Origin of the sequence: Bacteroides sp. AF20-13LB (assembly GCF_003603065.1) — a bacterium.
GTDB lineage: Bacteria > Bacteroidota > Bacteroidia > Bacteroidales > Bacteroidaceae > Bacteroides > Bacteroides uniformis.
Genome location: NZ_QTMH01000013.1, coordinates 66,061 through 84,412, shown reverse-complemented (window position 1 = coordinate 84,412; position 18,352 = coordinate 66,061). Strand labels below are relative to the sequence as shown.

Genomic DNA, 18,352 nt, shown 5'->3' with positions numbered 1-18,352 from the left:
CATTCCGCCCTTTCTTTTCCTTTGCTCATGGCAACCAAGACCTCCACAAATATCCGGCGTAAAACTACTGCCGCCCGTCGTTCTTCCTCTCCGCGGAGCAAGAAGAAAATGCAGCCGCGTACCATGCCCGTATGGTTGCGCAATCTTTTGGCGGTCTGTATCATTCTTGTTTTTTCTACCGGCTTTTACTGGTTTTTCATTCGTCCTTATGCTTATCGCTGGAAGCCTTGTTATGGTCAGAAAGGTTACGGTGTATGTATGCCTTGCAACTATGAGGTGCATGGCATAGACATATCCCACTATCAGGGAAAGATAGATTGGGAACTCCTGACACATAATAGAGAAGCCCAATTTCCCATTCACTTTATTTTTCTGAAAGCTACCGAAGGCGGCGATCATGGTGACGATACGTTTACGCAGAACTTCGGCCAGGCGCGTAAATACGGTTTTATCCGTGGTGCCTATCATTATTTTATCCCTAAGACCGATGCCCGCAAGCAAGCCGATTTCTTTATCCGTACCGTGCAGCTGGCAAAGGGAGACCTGCCTCCCGTACTTGATGTGGAGACTACCGGCAAGCAGTCACCGCAGGAACTTAAAACGGCAGTCAAGACTTGGCTGGATAGGGTAGAGGCGCATTACGGCGTAAAGCCTATTCTTTATACTTCCTATAAATTCAAGAAACGCTATCTCAGCGATTCCATTTTCAATGCTTATCCTTATTGGATAGCCCATTATTATGTAGATTCCGTGCGTTATGAGGGCAAGTGGCACTTTTGGCAGCACACGGATGTAGGCACTGTGCCCGGTATTGAAGAAGAGGTGGATTTGAACGTCTTTAATGGTACAATGGAGGAACTTTTGGAGCTTACGTTGAAAACTCCTTGTATAGAACGCTAAAGGTCAACTTTAGCTTCCTGATATTGACCTTTAGCTTTTTAGTATTGACCTTTATTATTTTTGGAATTTCACTGCCGCCCACCGGTTCTTCTCACGATGGTGGACAAAGTGCAGCCCGTTGCGTTCGGCTTCTTCGCGGATGACGGGAATGTCATCTATGTAGAAACCGCTCATCAACAATTCCGCTCCGGGATTCATGCGGGCTATGTAGTGCTTCATATCTGCCAGGAGGATATTGCGGTTGATGTTGGCGATAACCATATCAAAAGGACCTTTGCTTTCCAGAGAGGAGGCATCGCCTTGGGATACGGCAATATTGTCCACTCCATTCAATTCTATATTTTCGAGGGAGTTGCGCACACACCATTCATCTATGTCGATAGCTGTACAAGGGGAGGCTCCACGCATGCGTGCCAGTATGGCAAGGATGGAAGTCCCACAACCCATATCGAGCAATGCTTTGCCTTGCAGGTCACTATCCAGCAGTTCGCCTATGATGAGGCTTGTTGTCTCGTGGTGCCCTGTGCCGAATGCCATTTGCGGATTGATGACGATGTCATATTCTGCTTGTGGGACATCGTTGTGAAAAGTGCTGTGAATGACACAACGGTCTCCGATAACGATGGGCTGGAAGAAGTTCTTCTCCCATTCCTCGTTCCAGTCTTTGTCTTCGGCTTCTACGAAATTATATTCTATCTGTGTATCGGGCAGAGGGAAGTCTGCAAGTGCTTCTTTGAGTAGAGATTCGTTATACAGCTCTTTCTGTATATAGGCAGTGATACCGTCGGTCTGCTCAACAAAACTTTCAAAGCCAGCTTCACCCAAGACTCCGGAAAGTACATCGTTGACTATTTCTGTGCACGGAACAGTGCGGAATGTAAATTCTAAATATTTCATCGGAATATGATTGTTTGTTAAATGCAGAAGAAGATTTTAAAGAACAAATCTATTTCTGCGTATCTTTGTTTTCACACTGCAAAGGTAATGTAAACCGAGGGCAGAATAAAATGAACTTGTTCATTTTTTATGCGGAAGTGCCGCTTGCCTCGTCAAAAGGCGGGGTATTTAGGGAATTCCCTATAAATCTTTGGGGAAAATCTGCTGCATGGGATAAAATCCGGCGTTATCTTTGTGACGTGAAGAAATAGATAAACGTAAAATCCATAAACCAAACTAATATGAAAAAGATTGTTTTTTTATCGCTTTTTGCCTTGTGCCTCCCATGGACACTGGTGGCACAAAGTATAGATGACGACCTTTACTACACTCCTTCCAAGAATAAGGAAGAGAAAAAAGAAGAGGTGAAGCAGGAGAAGAAAGTCGCTGCTCCCGTAGAAGAGATTGTAGTAAAGTCGAATGTACCGACCACTGTCTATTCATCGCCGGGAAGCACTACTGTTGTAGTAAAAGACCGTAAGGGAAACACCCGCGATGTGGACGAATATAACCGCCGTTATGACTCCCGCGACAATGATTTCGTGATGGAGAACGATACCCTTTACATCAATGAAAAAGAAGATGACGGCCTGGACGGCGAATGGGTGAACGGTGAATTTGAAGGTTCGCAGGATGATTACGAGTATGCTACCCGTATCATCCGTTTCCGTAATCCCCGTTATGCCATCAGCATCAGCAGCCCGCTATATTGGGATGTGGTCTATGGCTTGAATTCCTGGGATTGGAACGTGTATACCGACGGATTATATGCATATGCTTTCCCTACATTCACCAACCGCTTGTGGTGGGATTGGCGCTATAACTCTTATGGTTGGGGCGGCTATCCTTACTATGGCTGGGGATGGAACAGCTGGTACGGTCCGAGCTGGAGCTTTGGCTGGGGCGGCTGGTACGGCGGTGGCTGGTGGGGACATCATCATCACCATCACTATCATCCCGGATATTATCCCGGTGGCGGTGGTCATTGGGGAGGTGGCCATTGGGGAAATGCATATACCAATAGACGTTCTTATGGTCCGAGCCGTTCTTCTTATGCCGGAAACAGAGTATCGTCCTCTACTTCCCGCCGTTCTTCTACTGTAAATGGAGGGCAGACAGTACGTCGTAGCAGTACTACTTCCGGTCAAGTGAGACGTAGCAGTACCGGTACGTCAACCCGTCGGGTGGTAGGTACAAGAAGTTCGTCTACAGTTCGTTCAAGTTCTTCTGCAACTCGCTCAAGTGTAAACCGTTCGAGTGCGGCTTCTACCCGCCGTTCCACTTACACCCGTCCAAGCAGTACGCGTAGTAGCTCATATAATAGTAGCGTAGAAGGAGTTCGTAGCAGTCGTTCTTCCGGTGTACGCTCTTCTGTTGGAACTTCCACTCGTAGCAGGACTTCATCGACTTATAACAGAGGTTCAAGCGCCGCACCGGCACGCAGCTACTCCAATGACAACAATCGTAGTAGCAGTCGTTCATATTCTGCTCCAGTACGTTCATCCAGTAGCACCCGTTCTTCTTCCAGCTTCTCTTCAGGCAGTAGCTCACGTTCCAGTTACTCCAGTGGTGGTGGCGGTGGTGCCAGTCGTTCCAGTGGCGGCGGTGGTTCCAGAAGACGGTAAGTATAAGTATGTTTTAATCTAACAAGACTAAGAATTATGAAGAAGATAACCATGATAGCCCTTGCTATGTTTACAGCTGTAGGCGCAGGGGCACAGACAATATATGATGCAACGAATATTGCACAGAAGGAATTGAATGGAACCGCCCGTTTTGTCGGAATGGGCGGAGCTATGGGAGCATTGGGTGGTGATATTTCTACCATAGGAACCAATCCTGCCGGTATCGGTATTTATCGTAGCAATGATGCTATGCTTACCTTTGGCTATTCAATGACGGGCACAGAAAGCAATTATGTTGGTAATAAATTTGAAACGAACAAGAACCGCTGGAGTTTTGATAATGCCGGTTTTGTGATAGCTTCGAAGATAGGCAATCATACTCCTTTGCGGTATGTGAATTTTGGTTTTAATTACCACAAATCAAAGTCATTCTATAAGAATATGACGATGCAGGGGTTGATGGGAAGCATAGATAATCAATATGTATCTCAAGTGCGGAGTATGGCGCAGCAGGCTACGGATGCAGCTTATGCGTTCTATCATCGTCCTCAATATGATTACCCGGATCAAGGAGCTTATTTGGACTATGGTCGCAAGGATATTTATCAACATAATTATGCTGGATGGCTGGGGACTATGGGGTATCAAGGTGCACTTGTTCTTGAGGATATAGAAAGTGAGGACTATAATACTTATCTTCCTTATATTCCTTCCGAAGCGGATGCTTATTTCTTGTCGCGTGAGCGTGGCGGTATTGACCAATATGATTTCAATATTTCCTTCAATATAAATGACCGTTTTTACTTTGGTGTTACTCTGGGTGCTTACGATGTGGATTACAACAAATATTCTCTCTATGATGAAATGTATGCCTACAAATGGGAGGGCGACGGGCAGATTTATGAGGAAGGCTACTCTTTGGAGAGCTTTAACCGTATACACGGTTCGGGTTTCGACTTCAAATTCGGTGCCATCTTCCGGCCGATTGAGGATTCTCCGCTTCGTATAGGTTTGGCTGTGCATACTCCTACTTATTACAAACTGACTTATACTACGGGAGCGTTGCTGACTTCGGATTTGTTTTTACCGAATGAGGCTGGGGATGAAACTCTTACTCGTACCACTGTGGATACTTATTCTGCATTAGGCGGTAGAGATATGGACCGTGATTTTAAGCTGCAAACCCCGTGGGTATTTAATGCAAGTTTGGGCTATACAGTCGGTAATAATCTGGCTTTGGGAGCTGAATATGAATATGAGGACTACTCAAGCATGAAGTTCAAATATCCTGAAGGTGACGAGATGGCATGGGAAACGGGTGAGGCTGACCTCTGTATGAAGGGGGTAAGTACGCTTCGTTTAGGAGCAGAATACAAGCCGATACCTGCTTTCTCTCTGCGTGCCGGTTACAATTACAGTACTGCAGCCTATAAAAAGGATGCTATTAAGGCATTGCCTTCCAATTCTATAAATACAGATACGGATTTTGCCAATAGCAAATCGATGAATACTTTCACTTTAGGTATCGGTTATCGCTTTTCTTCGTTTTATGCGGATTTGGCTTATAAATTCGATACTTATAAATCTGATTTCTATCCGTTTTATAATGATATAAATGGCTTGGTAACACCGCCAACAACGGAAGTTACCAACACTCGCAGTAAAGTGCTATTTACATTGGGCATGCGTTTTTAGAAGAACAATTTTCATTGCAGATAACCTTTCATTGTCAATACCTTAGGGTATAAAAGAACTCCCCGGAATGTACAAATACATTTCGGGGAGTCTTGTGTTATAGGGGAGGGATTACAGATACCATGCCACGCCAAATGAATAGGGAGATACTTCCGGTCCCTTGTCTTTCTGGAATAATCCGTATGTGGAGTAGCGCAGGTAAATGCCGATATTACCATAACCGGCTTGTGCCAGCAGGTTTATGCCGACGGGCTGCACATACATACCTTTGCCTACGGTTTTCTTCTTGCCTCCGTTGATGTGTGAGAATGACTTCACGCTGTGACGTATCTCAAATTCGGGACCGGCATTGAAGAACACTTTGTTTCTTCCCACTCTTTGCTGCCATTCCATCAATACGGGTACACGGAAGAAGAAATGGCGCAGACGGCTTTTATTGTAACTGGTGTCTTCGTTGCCTGCGGTGAAGATGCTGGTTCCGTTTTCCTTCAGCAAGGCATAGTTACCGTCGATATTGAAAGAACGGTATCCCCAGCTGACTCCCAGGTTGATTCCCCAATGCGGGTTCTTCTTGAAGTTGTGATATACGGAGAGGATGTTGAAGCCGAATTCCCATGACTTGGATAAGTCGAGTCCCATCTTGTCGCTTGCTCCGAAGGAAAGGAAGTCGTTAGCCAGCCGGCTGTAGCCAATATACAGACCGGAACAGTGCGGTTCGTAAGCATTGTATCTTCTCTTTTTGGGGATGAATGGCAGGGCGTCGAGGAAAGTGCGCTTGTCTGCATCCACTTTCTCGAGATAGACTCCTTCATAAATTTGTACTTCTTTCTTTTCTCCGTCTTCCAACTGCTCTTCGTACACCTTGATGCGCATGTCTCCTTTTCCTTTCCGGATGATGATGGAGTCGCCTTGTGTCTGTACTGTAGCTTTCTGTTCAGGGTCAGTCTGTTGTTGTGCTGCCATGCGGCCGGCCGGCACAGCAAGCAGGCAGGCCAAAATCATAATTCTGGTTTTCATATCGTATATTGTTTTTAGTGTTATTCCGATTTGTAAAGCATATCCATCATTTCCTTTTCACTGAGCAGACCCTCTATGTAAATCAAAGTGCCCATGGAGTCTTTTCCTATCTTGAAAATGATGTAGCGGTTCAGCTTCTTTCCATTGCGTTCCACCTCTTTCAGTTGGTAATAAGCGCTGCGCAGCACACCGCTTTCCATTACCTCCTGCGCCTTCTTTGCGTTATCTTGCTTGTCGTGTACAATGGCCTGCTGAATTTCCCGGCGATAGGGGGATACATTCTTGAACACAAGGCTCTTGTAGGTAGTCATGCGGTAAGATTTCAGGATACTGCCGTTCAGTTCTACCCTGGTCACGTCCTTTTGCTCGCCATACTTGCTGAATAGGTCGGCTATTTGCAGTCTCTCTTGTGCATGTACAAAGGCTGGCAGGCAAATCAGCAGGGAAAAGAGGCACAGACTACGTATGCAAATCAGTATAGATGTTTTCATAACCTTGTTATATTAGTGTTGAAACAGTAAGTTGCTTAAATCTTCATCCGTGAAGCTGGCGTTCTGCAGGGCTTCTAGTGCTTTGGCTTCCACCAGTTTCTCGTCTGTATACCGCTGGCCGTCGATGACGACATAATTTTCGGGAACACCGGAAAGCGGAAATATAATCTTAGCTACCCCGAGAAGCAGGAGCAATCCGGCGGCAATGCCGCTGACAGCATAGAATGTGCGATAGAGGCGGGAAGGCTTTCGCTGTGTGGGTACTTCCTTTGCCGATTCTGTTGTTACGGATTTTTCCTCTGTCGGTTCTGCCATTGAAGTTGCTTCCCGGTTCAGATAAGCGAATAGCGGGCGGTACGTTTGCAGGTGCTCCGGCACTTCCTCTTCGGTAAAGAAACGGCGCAGTTCACGCTCTTCTTCGCAGGAAGTTTCCCCTTCGAAATATTTATCCAGCAGTTCATCTATCTTCATGGCTCATTTCTCCTTTCTTTTCTTTCTTGTATGGTTCGCAGGTAAACGTCTCTCACTTTCTTCCGGGCTCTTGACAGATTGCTGCGGATGGCTTCCGGTCCGCATCCCGTGATTTCGGCGATTTCGTCCGTTTCGTATCCTTCGATGTCCTTCATCCGCATGATGGTGCGTTGAAGATTGGGCAGCGAGTCGATGATTTCGTGCATCAGACGGATTTCATCTTTGATTTCCAACAGCCGTTCCGGTGTTCCGGTGGGGGATGCCGCCTGCACTATGTCGAGAGATAGGGTGTCGTTGCGTTTGCAGCGCCACATATCTATACAGATGTTGTGCGTCAACGTCATGGCAAATGCTTCGATGCTCCGGTATTGCTCCAGTTCAAGCCTTTTGTTCCATAGCTTGAGCAGTACCTCCTGGACGGCATCTTCTGCATCCTCCGGTTCGTCGGTCAACTTCCGTGCATAGTTCAACAGCTTGGCACGGAGTGGAAGAACGGTTATTTTGAATTCTTTGAGTTCCATTTACACAGATAAGACGAATGGGAAATACAAACGTGACATTGTAAAGTGAAAAAAGTTGGAATAAAAAAAGGGACTTACTAACATTAGCAGTCCCTTTTCTTCACATTACTATAAAAGTATAGGATTATTTCTTGAAATAGCGGTTGTACAGACCTTCGAAACCTTTACCGTGACGGGCTTCGTCCTTAGCCATTTCGTGAACGGTATCATGGATAGCGTCGAGGTTCAATGCTTTGGCACGGGTAGCGATACGCTTCTTGTCTTCGCATGCACCTGATTCTGCGTTCATTCTCTTTTCGAGGTTTGTCTTGGTGTCCCATACGCAGTCACCCAGCAGTTCAGCGAATTTAGCAGCGTGTTCTGCTTCTTCCCAAGCGTAACGCTTGAAAGCTTCTGCAACTTCAGGATAGCCTTCACGGTCTGCCTGGCGGCTCATTGCCAAGTACATACCAACTTCTGTACATTCGCCCATGAAGTGGTTGTTCAGGTCTTTAATCATTTCGTCGTCGCAACCTTTGGCTACGCCGATTACGTGTTCGTCGGCAAATACCAGCGGGCCGTCAGCTGTTGCTTCTTCAACTTCTACGAACTTGCTTGCGGGAGCTTTACACAATGGGCACTTTTCGGGAGCTGCATCTCCTTCGTATACGTAACCGCATACAGTACATCTAAATTTTTTCATTTTCTCTCAGATTTTAATTAGTTGAATTAGTTATTCTTTGTTGTTCTTAAACGTTCTTCTTCTATGCAATGTTTACAGATTCCTTTATAATAGTAGTGGATTTCCTGCACATCGTGCCCGTCCATATCCATGTCGACCACCTTCTTGACGTTGTTATTGCACATCAAGTCATAAATCTTTCCGCAACGCTTGCACAAGAAATGGCCGTGCGGGCTGGTATCGGCATCATAACATGTGTTACGCTCGTCGATAGTCAGGGTTTGTGCGGCACCTTGCTCGCTCAGTAGTTTCAAGGTATTGTATACCGTTGTTTTAGACAGTGTCGGTATGGAGGGAGACAGTGCCGTATAGATTTCATCCACCGTGGGATGCGTACGATGCTCTATCAAGTAATTCATGATGGCTATGCGCTGTACTGAAGGCTTGATATTATGATTCTGCAATCGTTTTACTACATCCATATAATCTAAAGTTTCAAACTTGTAATTATTACATTTTTAATTCACTTGCAAAGATAGGAAGTTCCTATAATTCTCCAAAAGATTTTTGGAAAATTTTTAGTTGCGGTCATTAAAATTGTTTATATATGTTCCTCTTCTTGTAGGCAGGTTGCCGTATTTTTGCCATAAAAGCGAAGGCAGGATGCACCCGGCTTCAGTCGGTTTCTCGTGCCGATATAGAGAAAACGTTTTTCTCTTATCTCTCTTAATCAGAATTTTGCCGTATCTTTGCACCGAATAAATAATATAGCATCCTTATGAATTACGGATATGTAAAAGTAGCGGCGGCTGTGCCCCGTGTCAAGGTGGCTGACTGTAAGTTCAATGCCTCAGAGATTGAAAAAGAGATTATTATAGCCGACGGGAAAGGTGTGCAAATCATTGCTTTCCCCGAGTTGTGCATTACCGGATATACCTGTGGCGACCTCTTTGCCCAACAACTTCTGCTCGAAGAGGCAGAAATGGGATTGATACAGATTCTGAACAATACGCGCCAGATGGATATTATCTCGATATTGGGCATGCCCGTCGCACTGAACGGCGTGTTGCTGAATGCGGCGGTTGTCATTCAGAAGGGGAGAGTGCTGGGCGTTGTCCCGAAGACTTATCTTCCCAATTATAAGGAGTTTTATGAGAAGCGCTGGTTTACTTCCGCATGTGATGTGGCAGAAAACAGTGTGCGCCTTTGCGGGCAGATTATTCCGATGGGGAGAGACCTGCTGTTCGAAACGGCGGATACCACTTTCGGAGTGGAGATATGCGAGGACTTGTGGGCACCCATACCGCCCAGCTCCACGCTGGCGCTGCAAGGTGCGGAAATCTTGTTCAATCTTTCGGCTGACAATGAAGGCATTGGCAAGCACAATTATTTGCGCTCGCTCATCAGCCAGCAGTCAGCACGTTGCATTGCCGGTTATGTGTTCAGCTCATGCGGTTTCGGAGAATCCACTACGGATGTGGTGTTTGCCGGTAACGGGTTGATTTATGAGAACGGGACTCTGCTGGCGGCAAACGAACGTTTTTCTTTCGACGGGCAGGTGGTTGTCAGCGAAATTGACGTGGAACACTTGCGCATGGAGCGCCGGGTGAATACGACTTTTGCCGCCTGCCATGCAAATTGTGCTTCGGAGCTTCCGGTACGAATCTCTACGGAGTATGTCAACAGCAAGGATTTGAATCTGACGCGTACTTTTGAACCGCATCCGTTTGTCCCACAGGGGGCGGCGCTGGACGAGCGTTGTGAAGAGATATTTTCCATTCAGGTGTCCGGACTGGCGCAGCGGCTGGTGCATACCAAGGCGAAGAGTGCCGTTATCGGCATCTCGGGCGGACTGGACTCTACGCTGGCGTTGCTGGTTTGCGTAAAGACTTTCGATAAGTTGGGATGGTCCCGCCAGGGCATCATCGGCATCACTATGCCGGGCTTCGGGACGACCGACCGCACTCATACGAATGCCATTGACTTGATGAATTCCCTCGGTGTGACCGTCCGCGAAGTCAGTATCAAGGAGGCCTGCGTACAGCATTTCAAGGATATAGACCATGACATCCATGTGCACGACGTGGTTTACGAGAACGCGCAGGCACGGGAGCGTACCCAAATCCTGATGGATATTGCCAACCAGACCTGGGGAATGGTTGTCGGTACGGGCGACCTTTCGGAACTTGCTTTAGGATGGGCCACTTACAACGGCGATCACATGTCGATGTACGGTGTGAATGCCAGCGTCCCCAAGACTCTGGTGAAGCACTTGGTGAAATGGGTGGCGGAGCATGATATGGACGATGCTTCACGTGCTACCTTACTCGACATTGTGGATACTCCCATCAGCCCGGAACTGATTCCGGCAGATGAGAACGGTAATATCCAGCAGATTACCGAGGACTTGGTGGGTCCGTATGAGCTTCACGACTTCTTCCTTTATTACTTCCTGCGTTGCGGTTTCCGTCCTTCCAAGATATTTTTCCTGGCAGCACGCACATTCAAGGGGATGTATGATGAAGAAACCATCAAAAAATGGTTGCAGACTTTCTGCCGTCGTTTCTTCAACCAGCAGTTCAAGCGCTCCTGCTTGCCGGATGGTCCGAAGGTGGGCAGTATCTCTCTGAGCCCGCGCGGCGATTGGAGAATGCCGAGCGATGCTTCGTCGGAGATGTGGCTAAGGGAGGTGGAAGGACTCTAATTCTTTACTTCGGGTATGCCGTAATATCGATATGGGTATTTGATGACTGCATCTTGTTTGCATTCTTGCTGCATGTGTTTTGCAGTGCGACTGCAAACGTGTTGCAGTATCACTGCATAACTGTTGCAGTCGTACTGCATATCGGTGTGCAGCGCCACTGCAACGGCTTTGCAGTGGCACTGCAAAATGTATGCAGGATTTTGCAGTAATAAGCTGTTGATTAATAAGTAGTTGTAAAAGTAGGGGTATGCTGCGTGTATGGAAAAGTGCAGCTTAGTTTCGTTTCCCGTAGTATCGTTTGTAGATTTTCTTGTATTCCTTTCCCTTTTTGAAACTATCCAGCCATGTGTTGAGGCTGTCCAGCAGGATAGGGGACTGTTTGTTTACCCCCCAGGAATAGAATTGCGTGAAGCTGATGGCGGTATTGATGTCTATTTGAGGAATACTGTCGGCTGCGGTACGGGCAATGCTTTCGTCGCATACGGCATAGTCGATGTCTCCGTGGGCTACCAAGGCAATCAGTTGTTCGGGACCGTACTTCTCTATCTCCTCAACGTAGATGGTGTCGCCTATCTCATTTCCCAGGTTGCGGATGCGTAGTATGGAAGGGGAGCCTTTCACTATGTGCAGTGTCTTGCCCGCCAGGTCCAGTTGGCTTTTGATGAACAGTGATGAGTCGGGAACATTCTCGAGCTTGCGCTGCACCAGCACTTGCTTGTTCAATACGATGGGGGTGGTAAGCAGTAAGGAGTCTTTCAGCTCGCTGGTGGCAAGGATGCCGTAGGCAATCACGTCATATTTCCCATCGGCCAGGCCTTCTAGCCGCTTGTTGAAGCTCATTTCCGGTGATATGGCAGCCTGCAGTCCGTGGTCGCGTGCAAAAGCTTCTATCAGCTCGTAGTGGAAACCGGACAAGGTGTCATCATCCACATAGAAGCTGATGGAGTTGTATTCCGTCGAAGCATGTATGATGCCTTCGGCAGCTATTTCAGCATAGTCGCGCGGATGACCTTTCGGCTTTTCTTCTTTCTTGATGAGATAGTGGGCTATGAGAGCCGCTGTAATCCCCAGAAATGCGTATTTGAGCAGTCTGCTTTTCGTCATACGCCCATCTGTTAGTCATAGAAGTTCCATGAGACACCAATCTTGAACAGGCGCGGATTGATGGGGTAGTGCGGCACCAGGAAGGAATTGGCACTTCCCATACCTGCGTTGACATGATACATCATGGCAAAGATACGCGTCCGCTTCAAGTGCAGGTTGGCATATACGTTTACGATGGGGTAACCGCCTATTTCCACCAAGTCGTCCGTAGGTTGCAGATGGAATTGCTGGACGCCGGGTGCATAGGCGGGTGCGTTGTACTTGGTGAAGTAACGGACATCGGCACCCAACTGAACGGTCAGCACCTTCTTGGCGAGTTTGGCCAGTATGTAGAAGTTATGGTAGAGCGAGAGTTGGGGCAATGGAAGTACTGTTTCATTGCTCGTCTTCTGCCAGGTCACTTCGTTGTCCAGGTGGAAGATACCGAGGCGGAAGTCTTGTTTCAGCGTGGCAGACAGCACTTGTATGTTGCCTCCGTTCTGTTCGGGCAGGGCGCTTTGGTTGAAGTAGGTGTAGTTCTTGATATTCTCTACACCGGCACGGAGATTGGTTCCCCAACGAGAAATGTTCAGTTCGCCTTCCACACGCGTGCGGAATTCTTTGTCCATGTTGTCATTGTCCCAGTTGTAGTGGTTGGAGTGATAATGGCGCATATAGAAGGAAGGAAGCGTGTTGCTCACATAACCGCGGGCGTAGAAGTTCACCGTATCTTTCCATAGACGGAAGTTCAGGTCCAGATTGGCGTTGACACGGAACTGCCCGATGGCTTTGTCTACCAAGCCCACTTCACCGTTTACGTTGTAGTGTAGCAGTTTGCCTTCGCGCTTGGCGAGTTCGCCACCCAGAAAGATTTCCTGCTCGGTGTAGCGGATGCGGCGCATGTTGGTAAGCGTGTCCGTGTTCATCAGGTCGTACCGGCTAAACTTGTGGGAGATATAAGCCGTAAGTCCGGCTTTGGCATATTTGTTGAAGCCCTCCAGCAAGGCTATTCCGAACACGTTCTTTACACTGAATGCAGTGGTAGAGTCGTTACTGTAATTCTTGTAAAGTTTGTAGTCTTCCGGGAAGAATCCTTCGGGCTCGCTTCCCGAACGGAATTGGTGCCGCGACCGTTCTACTTTCAGGGTATGGATAAAGCTGGTGACGGGGACGAACTCTTCTTCGAAAAGTGAGTCGTTGTCTGCGGTAGAAACAGACGGCAAGCTGTCATTGACGGCTGCAAGTGTGCCGACCGATTTTGATGCTATGCTGTCGTTTGGCAATGCTATGTCGTTGTTCGAAGCGGATATTTTGGCTTCGGAGGACGGGGAGGAAGAAGCTTGGGGTGCGGATTCCGTCGGTTTGCCTTCCTGTGTGCTCCGTACTTTCCGCGTAAAACCAAGACGATAGCGCTGTGTCAGATAGATATAAAAATCCTTGTTGCGGTTGGAACTCCGTTCCAATTTGACCGGTATAGTGGTGGATTCATACTCTTTCTTTCCTCCAGACATGTTTTCGGGACGGGTGATATATTGGTCGTCTGCAATACCGCCGTTTTCGTTCATTTTCAGGAAGAAATTGTTGTAGACTGCTTGTACCTGATATTTTTCACCGATATAGCTACCGAACAGACCTGCATTGAAGTGCGAGGTGGACTGGTTCTGGTAATAACCGCGCCCGTACAGATAGTCGATGTTAAAGCCAAATGCCAGCTGTTTGTTGACGTTGACGGAGAAGTAGGACTTGAAGCGTTCTTCACCGTTCACTTTGTTGCCGGCCTTGTAGTAGGTAAGATTGGTGTAAGGCACGTTGCTGTTAGTGAAAAGCACCTGGTCGGGACGTATGAAAAAACTCGAAAAGGGAGCCATGAAGATGGTGGGTTCGCTTTCCTCTCGTTCGAAGAACAGACGTGAGAGGCGTGGAGAACCTAAATTCCCCAAGTAATTGTAGTGGCCGAACATTCCTTCCACCAGATTGGTGCTCTGGAAGTTGAGGCTGGCTGTATCGGCAGGTATGATGGTACGGTTGCCTAGTGTCTCACTTAGTTTCCACATGTAAAGCTTTGGCGGAAGACTTTGAATCTCAGTATTGGTACTGTCTTCCAGATTGTCCGGCTGGGTATTCGGGTCAATCTGGTTACCGAACCGGTCGCGATTGTTCATTGGGTTTAAGGTGTTTTGCGCCATAGCCCCCCATATCCCTATAACGGACAGAAATATATATGTCAGTACAATTCGTCTCATAATTAGGCGCAAAGATACAATAAAAAATTATTTGCTTACTGAATTCAGCCTTTTTTGCTTCTTTTAAAATGTCTTGTTTTCTGTTTTGCCCTATACTGCTTCCGGTTCTCTGCCCTTGAATCCATGCTTTGGGGGCTTGAAATGAAATAAGCCCTTGCAATAAATCAATATCACAAGGGCTTATCCGCTTTCCTTTATCTCTTATTCTGGCGTAAAGTTTCTCCTCTTATGGGGGAGTGGCTTTACACAGCCTTTCATTTCATTTCCTGAATAAGTTCCATTCCTTTCTTGATAGCTTCTTCGTTCATCGGTATCAAGTGATGGTGGCGTTCGGGCAGTGTCTTCTTCAATCCTCTGAGTACACTGTCCAGTGTAACCATCGGCTTGATTTTCAATAATCCACCCAATACAATCATGTTGAACGCCTTGGCATTGTTCATTTCATTGGCGGCATCCATGGCGTTGATGCGGTAAACGTGGATGTCCTTACGCGTCGGCGAGTTGATGATGCCGTAACCGTCGTAGATAAGTACGCCTCCGGGTTTTACCTTGCTTTCGAATTTCTCCAATGACGGCTGGTTCAGGATGATGGCGGCATCGTACTTGCTTAAGATGGGTGAGGATATTTTCTCGTCACTTACGATGACTGTTACGTTGGCTGTACCACCACGTTGTTCCGGTCCGTAAGCCGGCATCCAAGTCACCTCTTTGCCTTCCATCAATCCGGAATATGCCAAAATCTTTCCCATGGACAATACACCTTGTCCACCGAAGCCTGCTATAATGATTTCTTCTTTCATTGTTCTTCTGTCTTTAGCATGATTATTTATCTTTCAGGTCGCCCAGCGGATAGAAGGGGAACATGTTCTCTACCATCCATTCATTGGATTTCGCAGGAGACATCTTCCAGCCGGAGTTACAGGTGGAAACGATTTCCACAAGGTTGGAACCTTTGCCTGCCATAGAGTTCTCGAATGCTTTGCGGATAGCCTTTTTCGCTTTGCGGATGGCGGGAACGGACTGTACGCTTTGGCGTGTCACGTAAGCGGTTCCTTCCAATTGTGCAGCAATATCGGCCATCTTCAGCGGATAGCCGTGCAGATGCACGTCACGTCCGTAAGGGCTGGTCGATGTCTTCATGCCTACAAGGGTAGTGGGAGCCATTTGTCCCCCGGTCATACCATAGATGGCATTGTTGATGAAGATGATGGTGATGTTTTCGCCGCGGTTCAAGGCGTGGATGGTTTCGGCAGTACCGATACAAGCCAGGTCGCCGTCTCCTTGGTAAGTGAACACCAGGCGGTCTGGCCAAAGGCGCTTGATGGCAGTGGCAAGTGCGGGCGCACGTCCATGGGCGGCTTCCTGCCAGTCGATGTCTATATAATTATAGATGAACACGGCACATCCCACGGGGGAGATGCCTATTGCTTTGTCTTCCAGTCCCATTTCTTCGATAACTTCGGCTACGAGTTTATGAACTACGCCGTGACTGCATCCCGGGCAGTAGTGCATGGGATTGTCGTTCATCAGAGTCGGTTTCTTGGCAACCAGATTCTCGGGCTTTATAATATCTTCTTTTGTCATAATCACTTCTCCTATCTGTTGGTGAACCGTATGAAAAACTCCATCAACTTGACGAATATCGCCGCGCCGCAGACGTAGATGAACAGCTTGAAGTCATCTTTTGCAGCAAAATATATAATGATAGCTGCCAGGGCAAGTACCATGAAGAGAATGTTCAGTACGTTTCTTATTTTATCAGGATTCATTTCTTAATCAGTTTTTCTTTCAATGCATCTACTATCTCATCCGGATCGGGAACAATGCCGCCGAGGCGTCCGAAATGTTCCACTTTCACTTTACCGTTCACGGCAAGGCGGACATCTTCCACCATCTGTCCGGCATTCAATTCTGTAACGAGCATACCTTTCACCTTGTCGGCATACGCGGCAATGACTTTGGTCGGGAACGGCCACAACGTGATGGGGCGGAGCATACCTACCTTTATTCCTTCTTCGCGTGCCAGCTCCATTGCTTTCTGTCCGATGCGTGCCATAGAGCCGAAGGCTACAATCAGGTAGTCGGCATCATCGCAATGAATTTCCTCGAAGCGAACCTCATTCTCTTCTATCTGCTTGTATTTGGCCTGGAAACGGATGTTGTTCTTTTCCATTTCTTCCGGTTTCAGTTCCAATGAGGTGATGACGTTGGGTTTGCGGCCATTGGTTCTGCCGGTAGTGGCCCATGGGCATTGTTCGATGACTTCCGCATCGGTGCGGCGTGGCTTTTGTACCGGGAGCACCACTTTTTCCATCATCTGGCCGATGACACCGTCGGCAAGGATGATTGCCGGATTACGGTATTTGAAGGCAAGTTCGAATGCCAGTCCTACGAAATCTGCCATTTCTTGTACGGAAGCCGGAGCAAGGGCAATCAGACGATAGTCACCGTGGCCGCCTCCTTTTACTGTCTGGAAATAGTCGGCCTGGCTCGGTTGGATGGTTCCCAGACCGGGACCGCCGCGCATAACGTTTACAATCAAGCAAGGCAGCTCGGCACCTGCCAGATAAGAGATACCTTCCTGCTTTAGGCTGACACCGGGGCTGGAGGAGGAGGTCATGACCATTTTACCACTTCCGGCACCGCCGTACACCATATTGATAGCTGCCACTTCACTTTCTGCCTGAAGAACCACCATGCCGGTCGTCTCCCAGGGTTTCAGTTCGGCAAGAGTTTCCAATACCTCCGATTGCGGAGTAATGGGATATCCGAAGTAACCGTCTGCACCGCAACGGATGGCTGCGTGGGCGATGGCTTCGTTTCCTTTCATTAATACAACTTCTTCTGCCATATTCTACTGATTTACAGATTTATTCTACTTTTATTTTATATACTGAGATACATCCGTCCGGACATACTGTGGCGCACGAGGCGCAGCCGTTACAAGTATCTTCCAATATTTGGTGGGCATAGTTATACCCTTTCACATTCACCTCCTTGGTGAGGGCTATTACGTTGAGCGGACACGCTACCACACACAAGTTGCAGCCTTTGCAACGTTCGGTGTCTACTACGATTGCTCCTTTGATTTTTGCCATAATTTACGTTCTTTATTTATTGATTGTACATATCCTTGTTGTAGAAGTTCAGGATGTCCATAGCCATTTGATAGGCATGTTGTGCCGGGCTTTCGGGGTTCAGGTCGATGGCATACTGATAGTTGTTCAGTGCTTGTTGCCAGTTGCCTTGTTTCCGATAGGCATTTCCCCGCAGGTAGTAAGCTTCGTCTTTGCCGGGAAAGTCTGTTTGCAGTATTTCGTCAAGCTGCTGGATGGCTTGCTCTACATTTCCCTGGTTGATAAGCTCTTTTATGGTATTCAGTCGTTCCATATCTAAAAAATATCCGGGTTATCGAACCACAAAGATAGTTTTTATTTGAAGACAATGAGCATCTTCACTGTGAAAAATAAGAAAAAGGGGCAAATAAAAAGCCCGAAGTTTCTCACGATTCTATCAGAATGTCAGAGCTTCGGGCGGATATCATAAAGAAGGTGATTCTATTGCTTTACAAGTGTACCGGTATCTTGTCCACTCTTCGTTGGTGGCGTCCGCCTTCGAATGGTGTACTGAAGAATTCCCTCATAATCATGTCGGCTTCTTCGGTACTGATGAATCGCCCTGGCATGACAAGCACATTGGCATCATTGTGCTGGCGTGCCAAATGGGCTATTTCTGCCGTCCAGCAGAGGGCTGCGCGGATACCCTGATGCTTGTTCAGCGTTATGCTGATACCTTCACCGCTTCCGCAGATGGCAATTCCCGGATAGCACTCTCCGGCTTCAACGGCCAGTGCCAAAGGATGTGCAAAGTCGGGATAGTCGCAACTCTCGGTTGAGTAGGTCCCGAAGTCCTTGTAAGCCCAGCCTTTGGCTTCCAACCAGCCGCGAACATATTCCTTCAATTCGAAGCCTGCATGGTCGGAACAGATTCCTATTGTTTTCATGA

At 47.5% G+C, this 18,352-nt stretch carries 20 protein-coding genes; 4 read left to right on the top strand and 16 right to left on the bottom strand.

Annotation, left to right across the window (positions count from 1 at the left end):
- The first annotated feature begins 27 nt into the window (after positions 1 to 27).
- Positions 28 to 900 carry a glycoside hydrolase family 25 protein gene (locus DWX62_RS16600; protein WP_005836022.1) on the top strand — a complete coding sequence of 291 codons (873 nt, stop codon included), beginning with the start codon at positions 28 to 30 and terminating at the stop codon, positions 898 to 900.
- Between the two features lie 54 nt (positions 901 to 954).
- Here the strand turns inward: DWX62_RS16600 and prmA are convergent, their stop codons facing one another.
- Positions 955 to 1,797 carry a 50S ribosomal protein L11 methyltransferase gene (prmA, locus tag DWX62_RS16595; protein ID WP_005836023.1) on the bottom strand — a complete coding sequence of 281 codons (843 nt, stop codon included), beginning with the start codon at positions 1,795 to 1,797 and terminating at the stop codon, positions 955 to 957.
- Positions 1,798 to 2,078: 281 nt separating this feature from the next.
- Between prmA and DWX62_RS16585 the strand changes: the two genes are divergently transcribed.
- On the top strand, positions 2,079 to 3,461 hold the full coding sequence (locus DWX62_RS16585) for a hypothetical protein (RefSeq protein WP_005826635.1): 1,383 nt from the start codon (positions 2,079 to 2,081) through the stop codon (positions 3,459 to 3,461).
- Between the two features lie 36 nt (positions 3,462 to 3,497).
- Positions 3,498 to 5,156 (top strand): outer membrane protein transport protein, encoded by a 1,659-nt coding sequence (locus DWX62_RS16580; RefSeq protein WP_005826631.1) that lies wholly within the window; start codon positions 3,498 to 3,500, stop codon positions 5,154 to 5,156.
- Positions 5,157 to 5,267: 111 nt separating this feature from the next.
- On the opposite strand, the gene DWX62_RS16575 is transcribed toward DWX62_RS16580, so the two are convergent.
- The 6 genes from DWX62_RS16575 to DWX62_RS16550 form a co-directional block, all read right to left on the bottom strand.
- Positions 5,268 to 6,173 (bottom strand): outer membrane beta-barrel protein, encoded by a 906-nt coding sequence (locus tag DWX62_RS16575; protein WP_005826629.1) that lies wholly within the window; start codon positions 6,171 to 6,173, stop codon positions 5,268 to 5,270.
- Positions 6,174 to 6,193: 20 nt separating this feature from the next.
- Positions 6,194 to 6,664, bottom strand: coding sequence for a DUF4252 domain-containing protein (locus tag DWX62_RS16570; protein ID WP_005826627.1), 471 nt, complete (start codon positions 6,662 to 6,664; stop codon positions 6,194 to 6,196).
- Between the two features lie 12 nt (positions 6,665 to 6,676).
- Positions 6,677 to 7,135 carry a hypothetical protein gene (locus DWX62_RS16565; protein ID WP_009036822.1) on the bottom strand — a complete coding sequence of 153 codons (459 nt, stop codon included), beginning with the start codon at positions 7,133 to 7,135 and terminating at the stop codon, positions 6,677 to 6,679.
- Positions 7,132 to 7,656 carry a sigma-70 family RNA polymerase sigma factor gene (locus DWX62_RS16560; protein ID WP_005836025.1) on the bottom strand — a complete coding sequence of 175 codons (525 nt, stop codon included), beginning with the start codon at positions 7,654 to 7,656 and terminating at the stop codon, positions 7,132 to 7,134. Before DWX62_RS16560 ends, DWX62_RS16565 begins: the two co-directional genes overlap by 4 nt.
- Positions 7,657 to 7,780: 124 nt before the next feature.
- Positions 7,781 to 8,338, bottom strand: a complete 558-nt coding sequence (locus DWX62_RS16555) for an NADH peroxidase (RefSeq protein WP_005836026.1) — start codon at positions 8,336 to 8,338, stop codon at positions 7,781 to 7,783.
- A gap of 26 nt (positions 8,339 to 8,364) precedes the next feature.
- Positions 8,365 to 8,799 carry a transcriptional repressor gene (locus DWX62_RS16550; RefSeq protein ID WP_008663677.1) on the bottom strand — a complete coding sequence of 145 codons (435 nt, stop codon included), beginning with the start codon at positions 8,797 to 8,799 and terminating at the stop codon, positions 8,365 to 8,367.
- Between the two features lie 296 nt (positions 8,800 to 9,095).
- Here DWX62_RS16550 and DWX62_RS16545 point away from each other — a divergent pair, with 296 nt between their 5' ends.
- Positions 9,096 to 11,021, top strand: a complete 1,926-nt coding sequence (locus DWX62_RS16545) for an NAD(+) synthase (protein ID WP_005836027.1) — start codon at positions 9,096 to 9,098, stop codon at positions 11,019 to 11,021.
- A gap of 273 nt (positions 11,022 to 11,294) precedes the next feature.
- Here the strand turns inward: DWX62_RS16545 and DWX62_RS16535 are convergent, their stop codons facing one another.
- The 9 genes from DWX62_RS16535 to rpiB all read right to left on the bottom strand — a co-directional run bounded on the left by DWX62_RS16535 (position 11,295) and on the right by rpiB (position 18,350).
- Complete coding sequence (locus DWX62_RS16535) at positions 11,295 to 12,125, bottom strand: transporter substrate-binding domain-containing protein (protein ID WP_120173022.1); 831 nt, start codon at positions 12,123 to 12,125, stop codon at positions 11,295 to 11,297.
- Positions 12,126 to 12,136: 11 nt separating this feature from the next.
- Positions 12,137 to 14,347, bottom strand: coding sequence for a putative porin (locus DWX62_RS16530; RefSeq protein WP_034523131.1), 2,211 nt, complete (start codon positions 14,345 to 14,347; stop codon positions 12,137 to 12,139).
- Between the two features lie 254 nt (positions 14,348 to 14,601).
- Positions 14,602 to 15,147, bottom strand: coding sequence for a 2-oxoacid:acceptor oxidoreductase family protein (locus DWX62_RS16525; RefSeq protein ID WP_057097701.1), 546 nt, complete (start codon positions 15,145 to 15,147; stop codon positions 14,602 to 14,604).
- A gap of 22 nt (positions 15,148 to 15,169) precedes the next feature.
- A complete protein-coding gene (locus tag DWX62_RS16520; protein ID WP_005826605.1) occupies positions 15,170 to 15,931 on the bottom strand; it encodes a thiamine pyrophosphate-dependent enzyme in 762 nt (253 codons plus the stop codon).
- Between the two features lie 11 nt (positions 15,932 to 15,942).
- Positions 15,943 to 16,116: a hypothetical protein gene (locus DWX62_RS16515; protein ID WP_005826603.1), complete on the bottom strand. Its 174-nt coding sequence runs from the start codon at positions 16,114 to 16,116 to the stop codon at positions 15,943 to 15,945.
- Positions 16,113 to 17,198 (bottom strand): 3-methyl-2-oxobutanoate dehydrogenase subunit VorB, encoded by a 1,086-nt coding sequence (locus DWX62_RS16510; RefSeq protein ID WP_005826601.1) that lies wholly within the window; start codon positions 17,196 to 17,198, stop codon positions 16,113 to 16,115. The genes DWX62_RS16515 and DWX62_RS16510 overlap by 4 nt, the downstream gene beginning before the upstream one ends.
- Before the next feature lie 19 nt (positions 17,199 to 17,217).
- Positions 17,218 to 17,445: a 4Fe-4S binding protein gene (locus DWX62_RS16505; protein ID WP_005826600.1), complete on the bottom strand. Its 228-nt coding sequence runs from the start codon at positions 17,443 to 17,445 to the stop codon at positions 17,218 to 17,220.
- Positions 17,446 to 17,461: 16 nt separating this feature from the next.
- Positions 17,462 to 17,737, bottom strand: a complete 276-nt coding sequence (locus tag DWX62_RS16500; RefSeq protein WP_005826598.1) for a tetratricopeptide repeat protein — start codon at positions 17,735 to 17,737, stop codon at positions 17,462 to 17,464.
- 175 nt (positions 17,738 to 17,912) lie between these two features.
- Positions 17,913 to 18,350, bottom strand: a complete 438-nt coding sequence (gene rpiB / locus DWX62_RS16495; RefSeq protein WP_005826596.1) for a ribose 5-phosphate isomerase B — start codon at positions 18,348 to 18,350, stop codon at positions 17,913 to 17,915.
- Between the last annotated feature and the right edge of the window lie 2 nt (positions 18,351 to 18,352).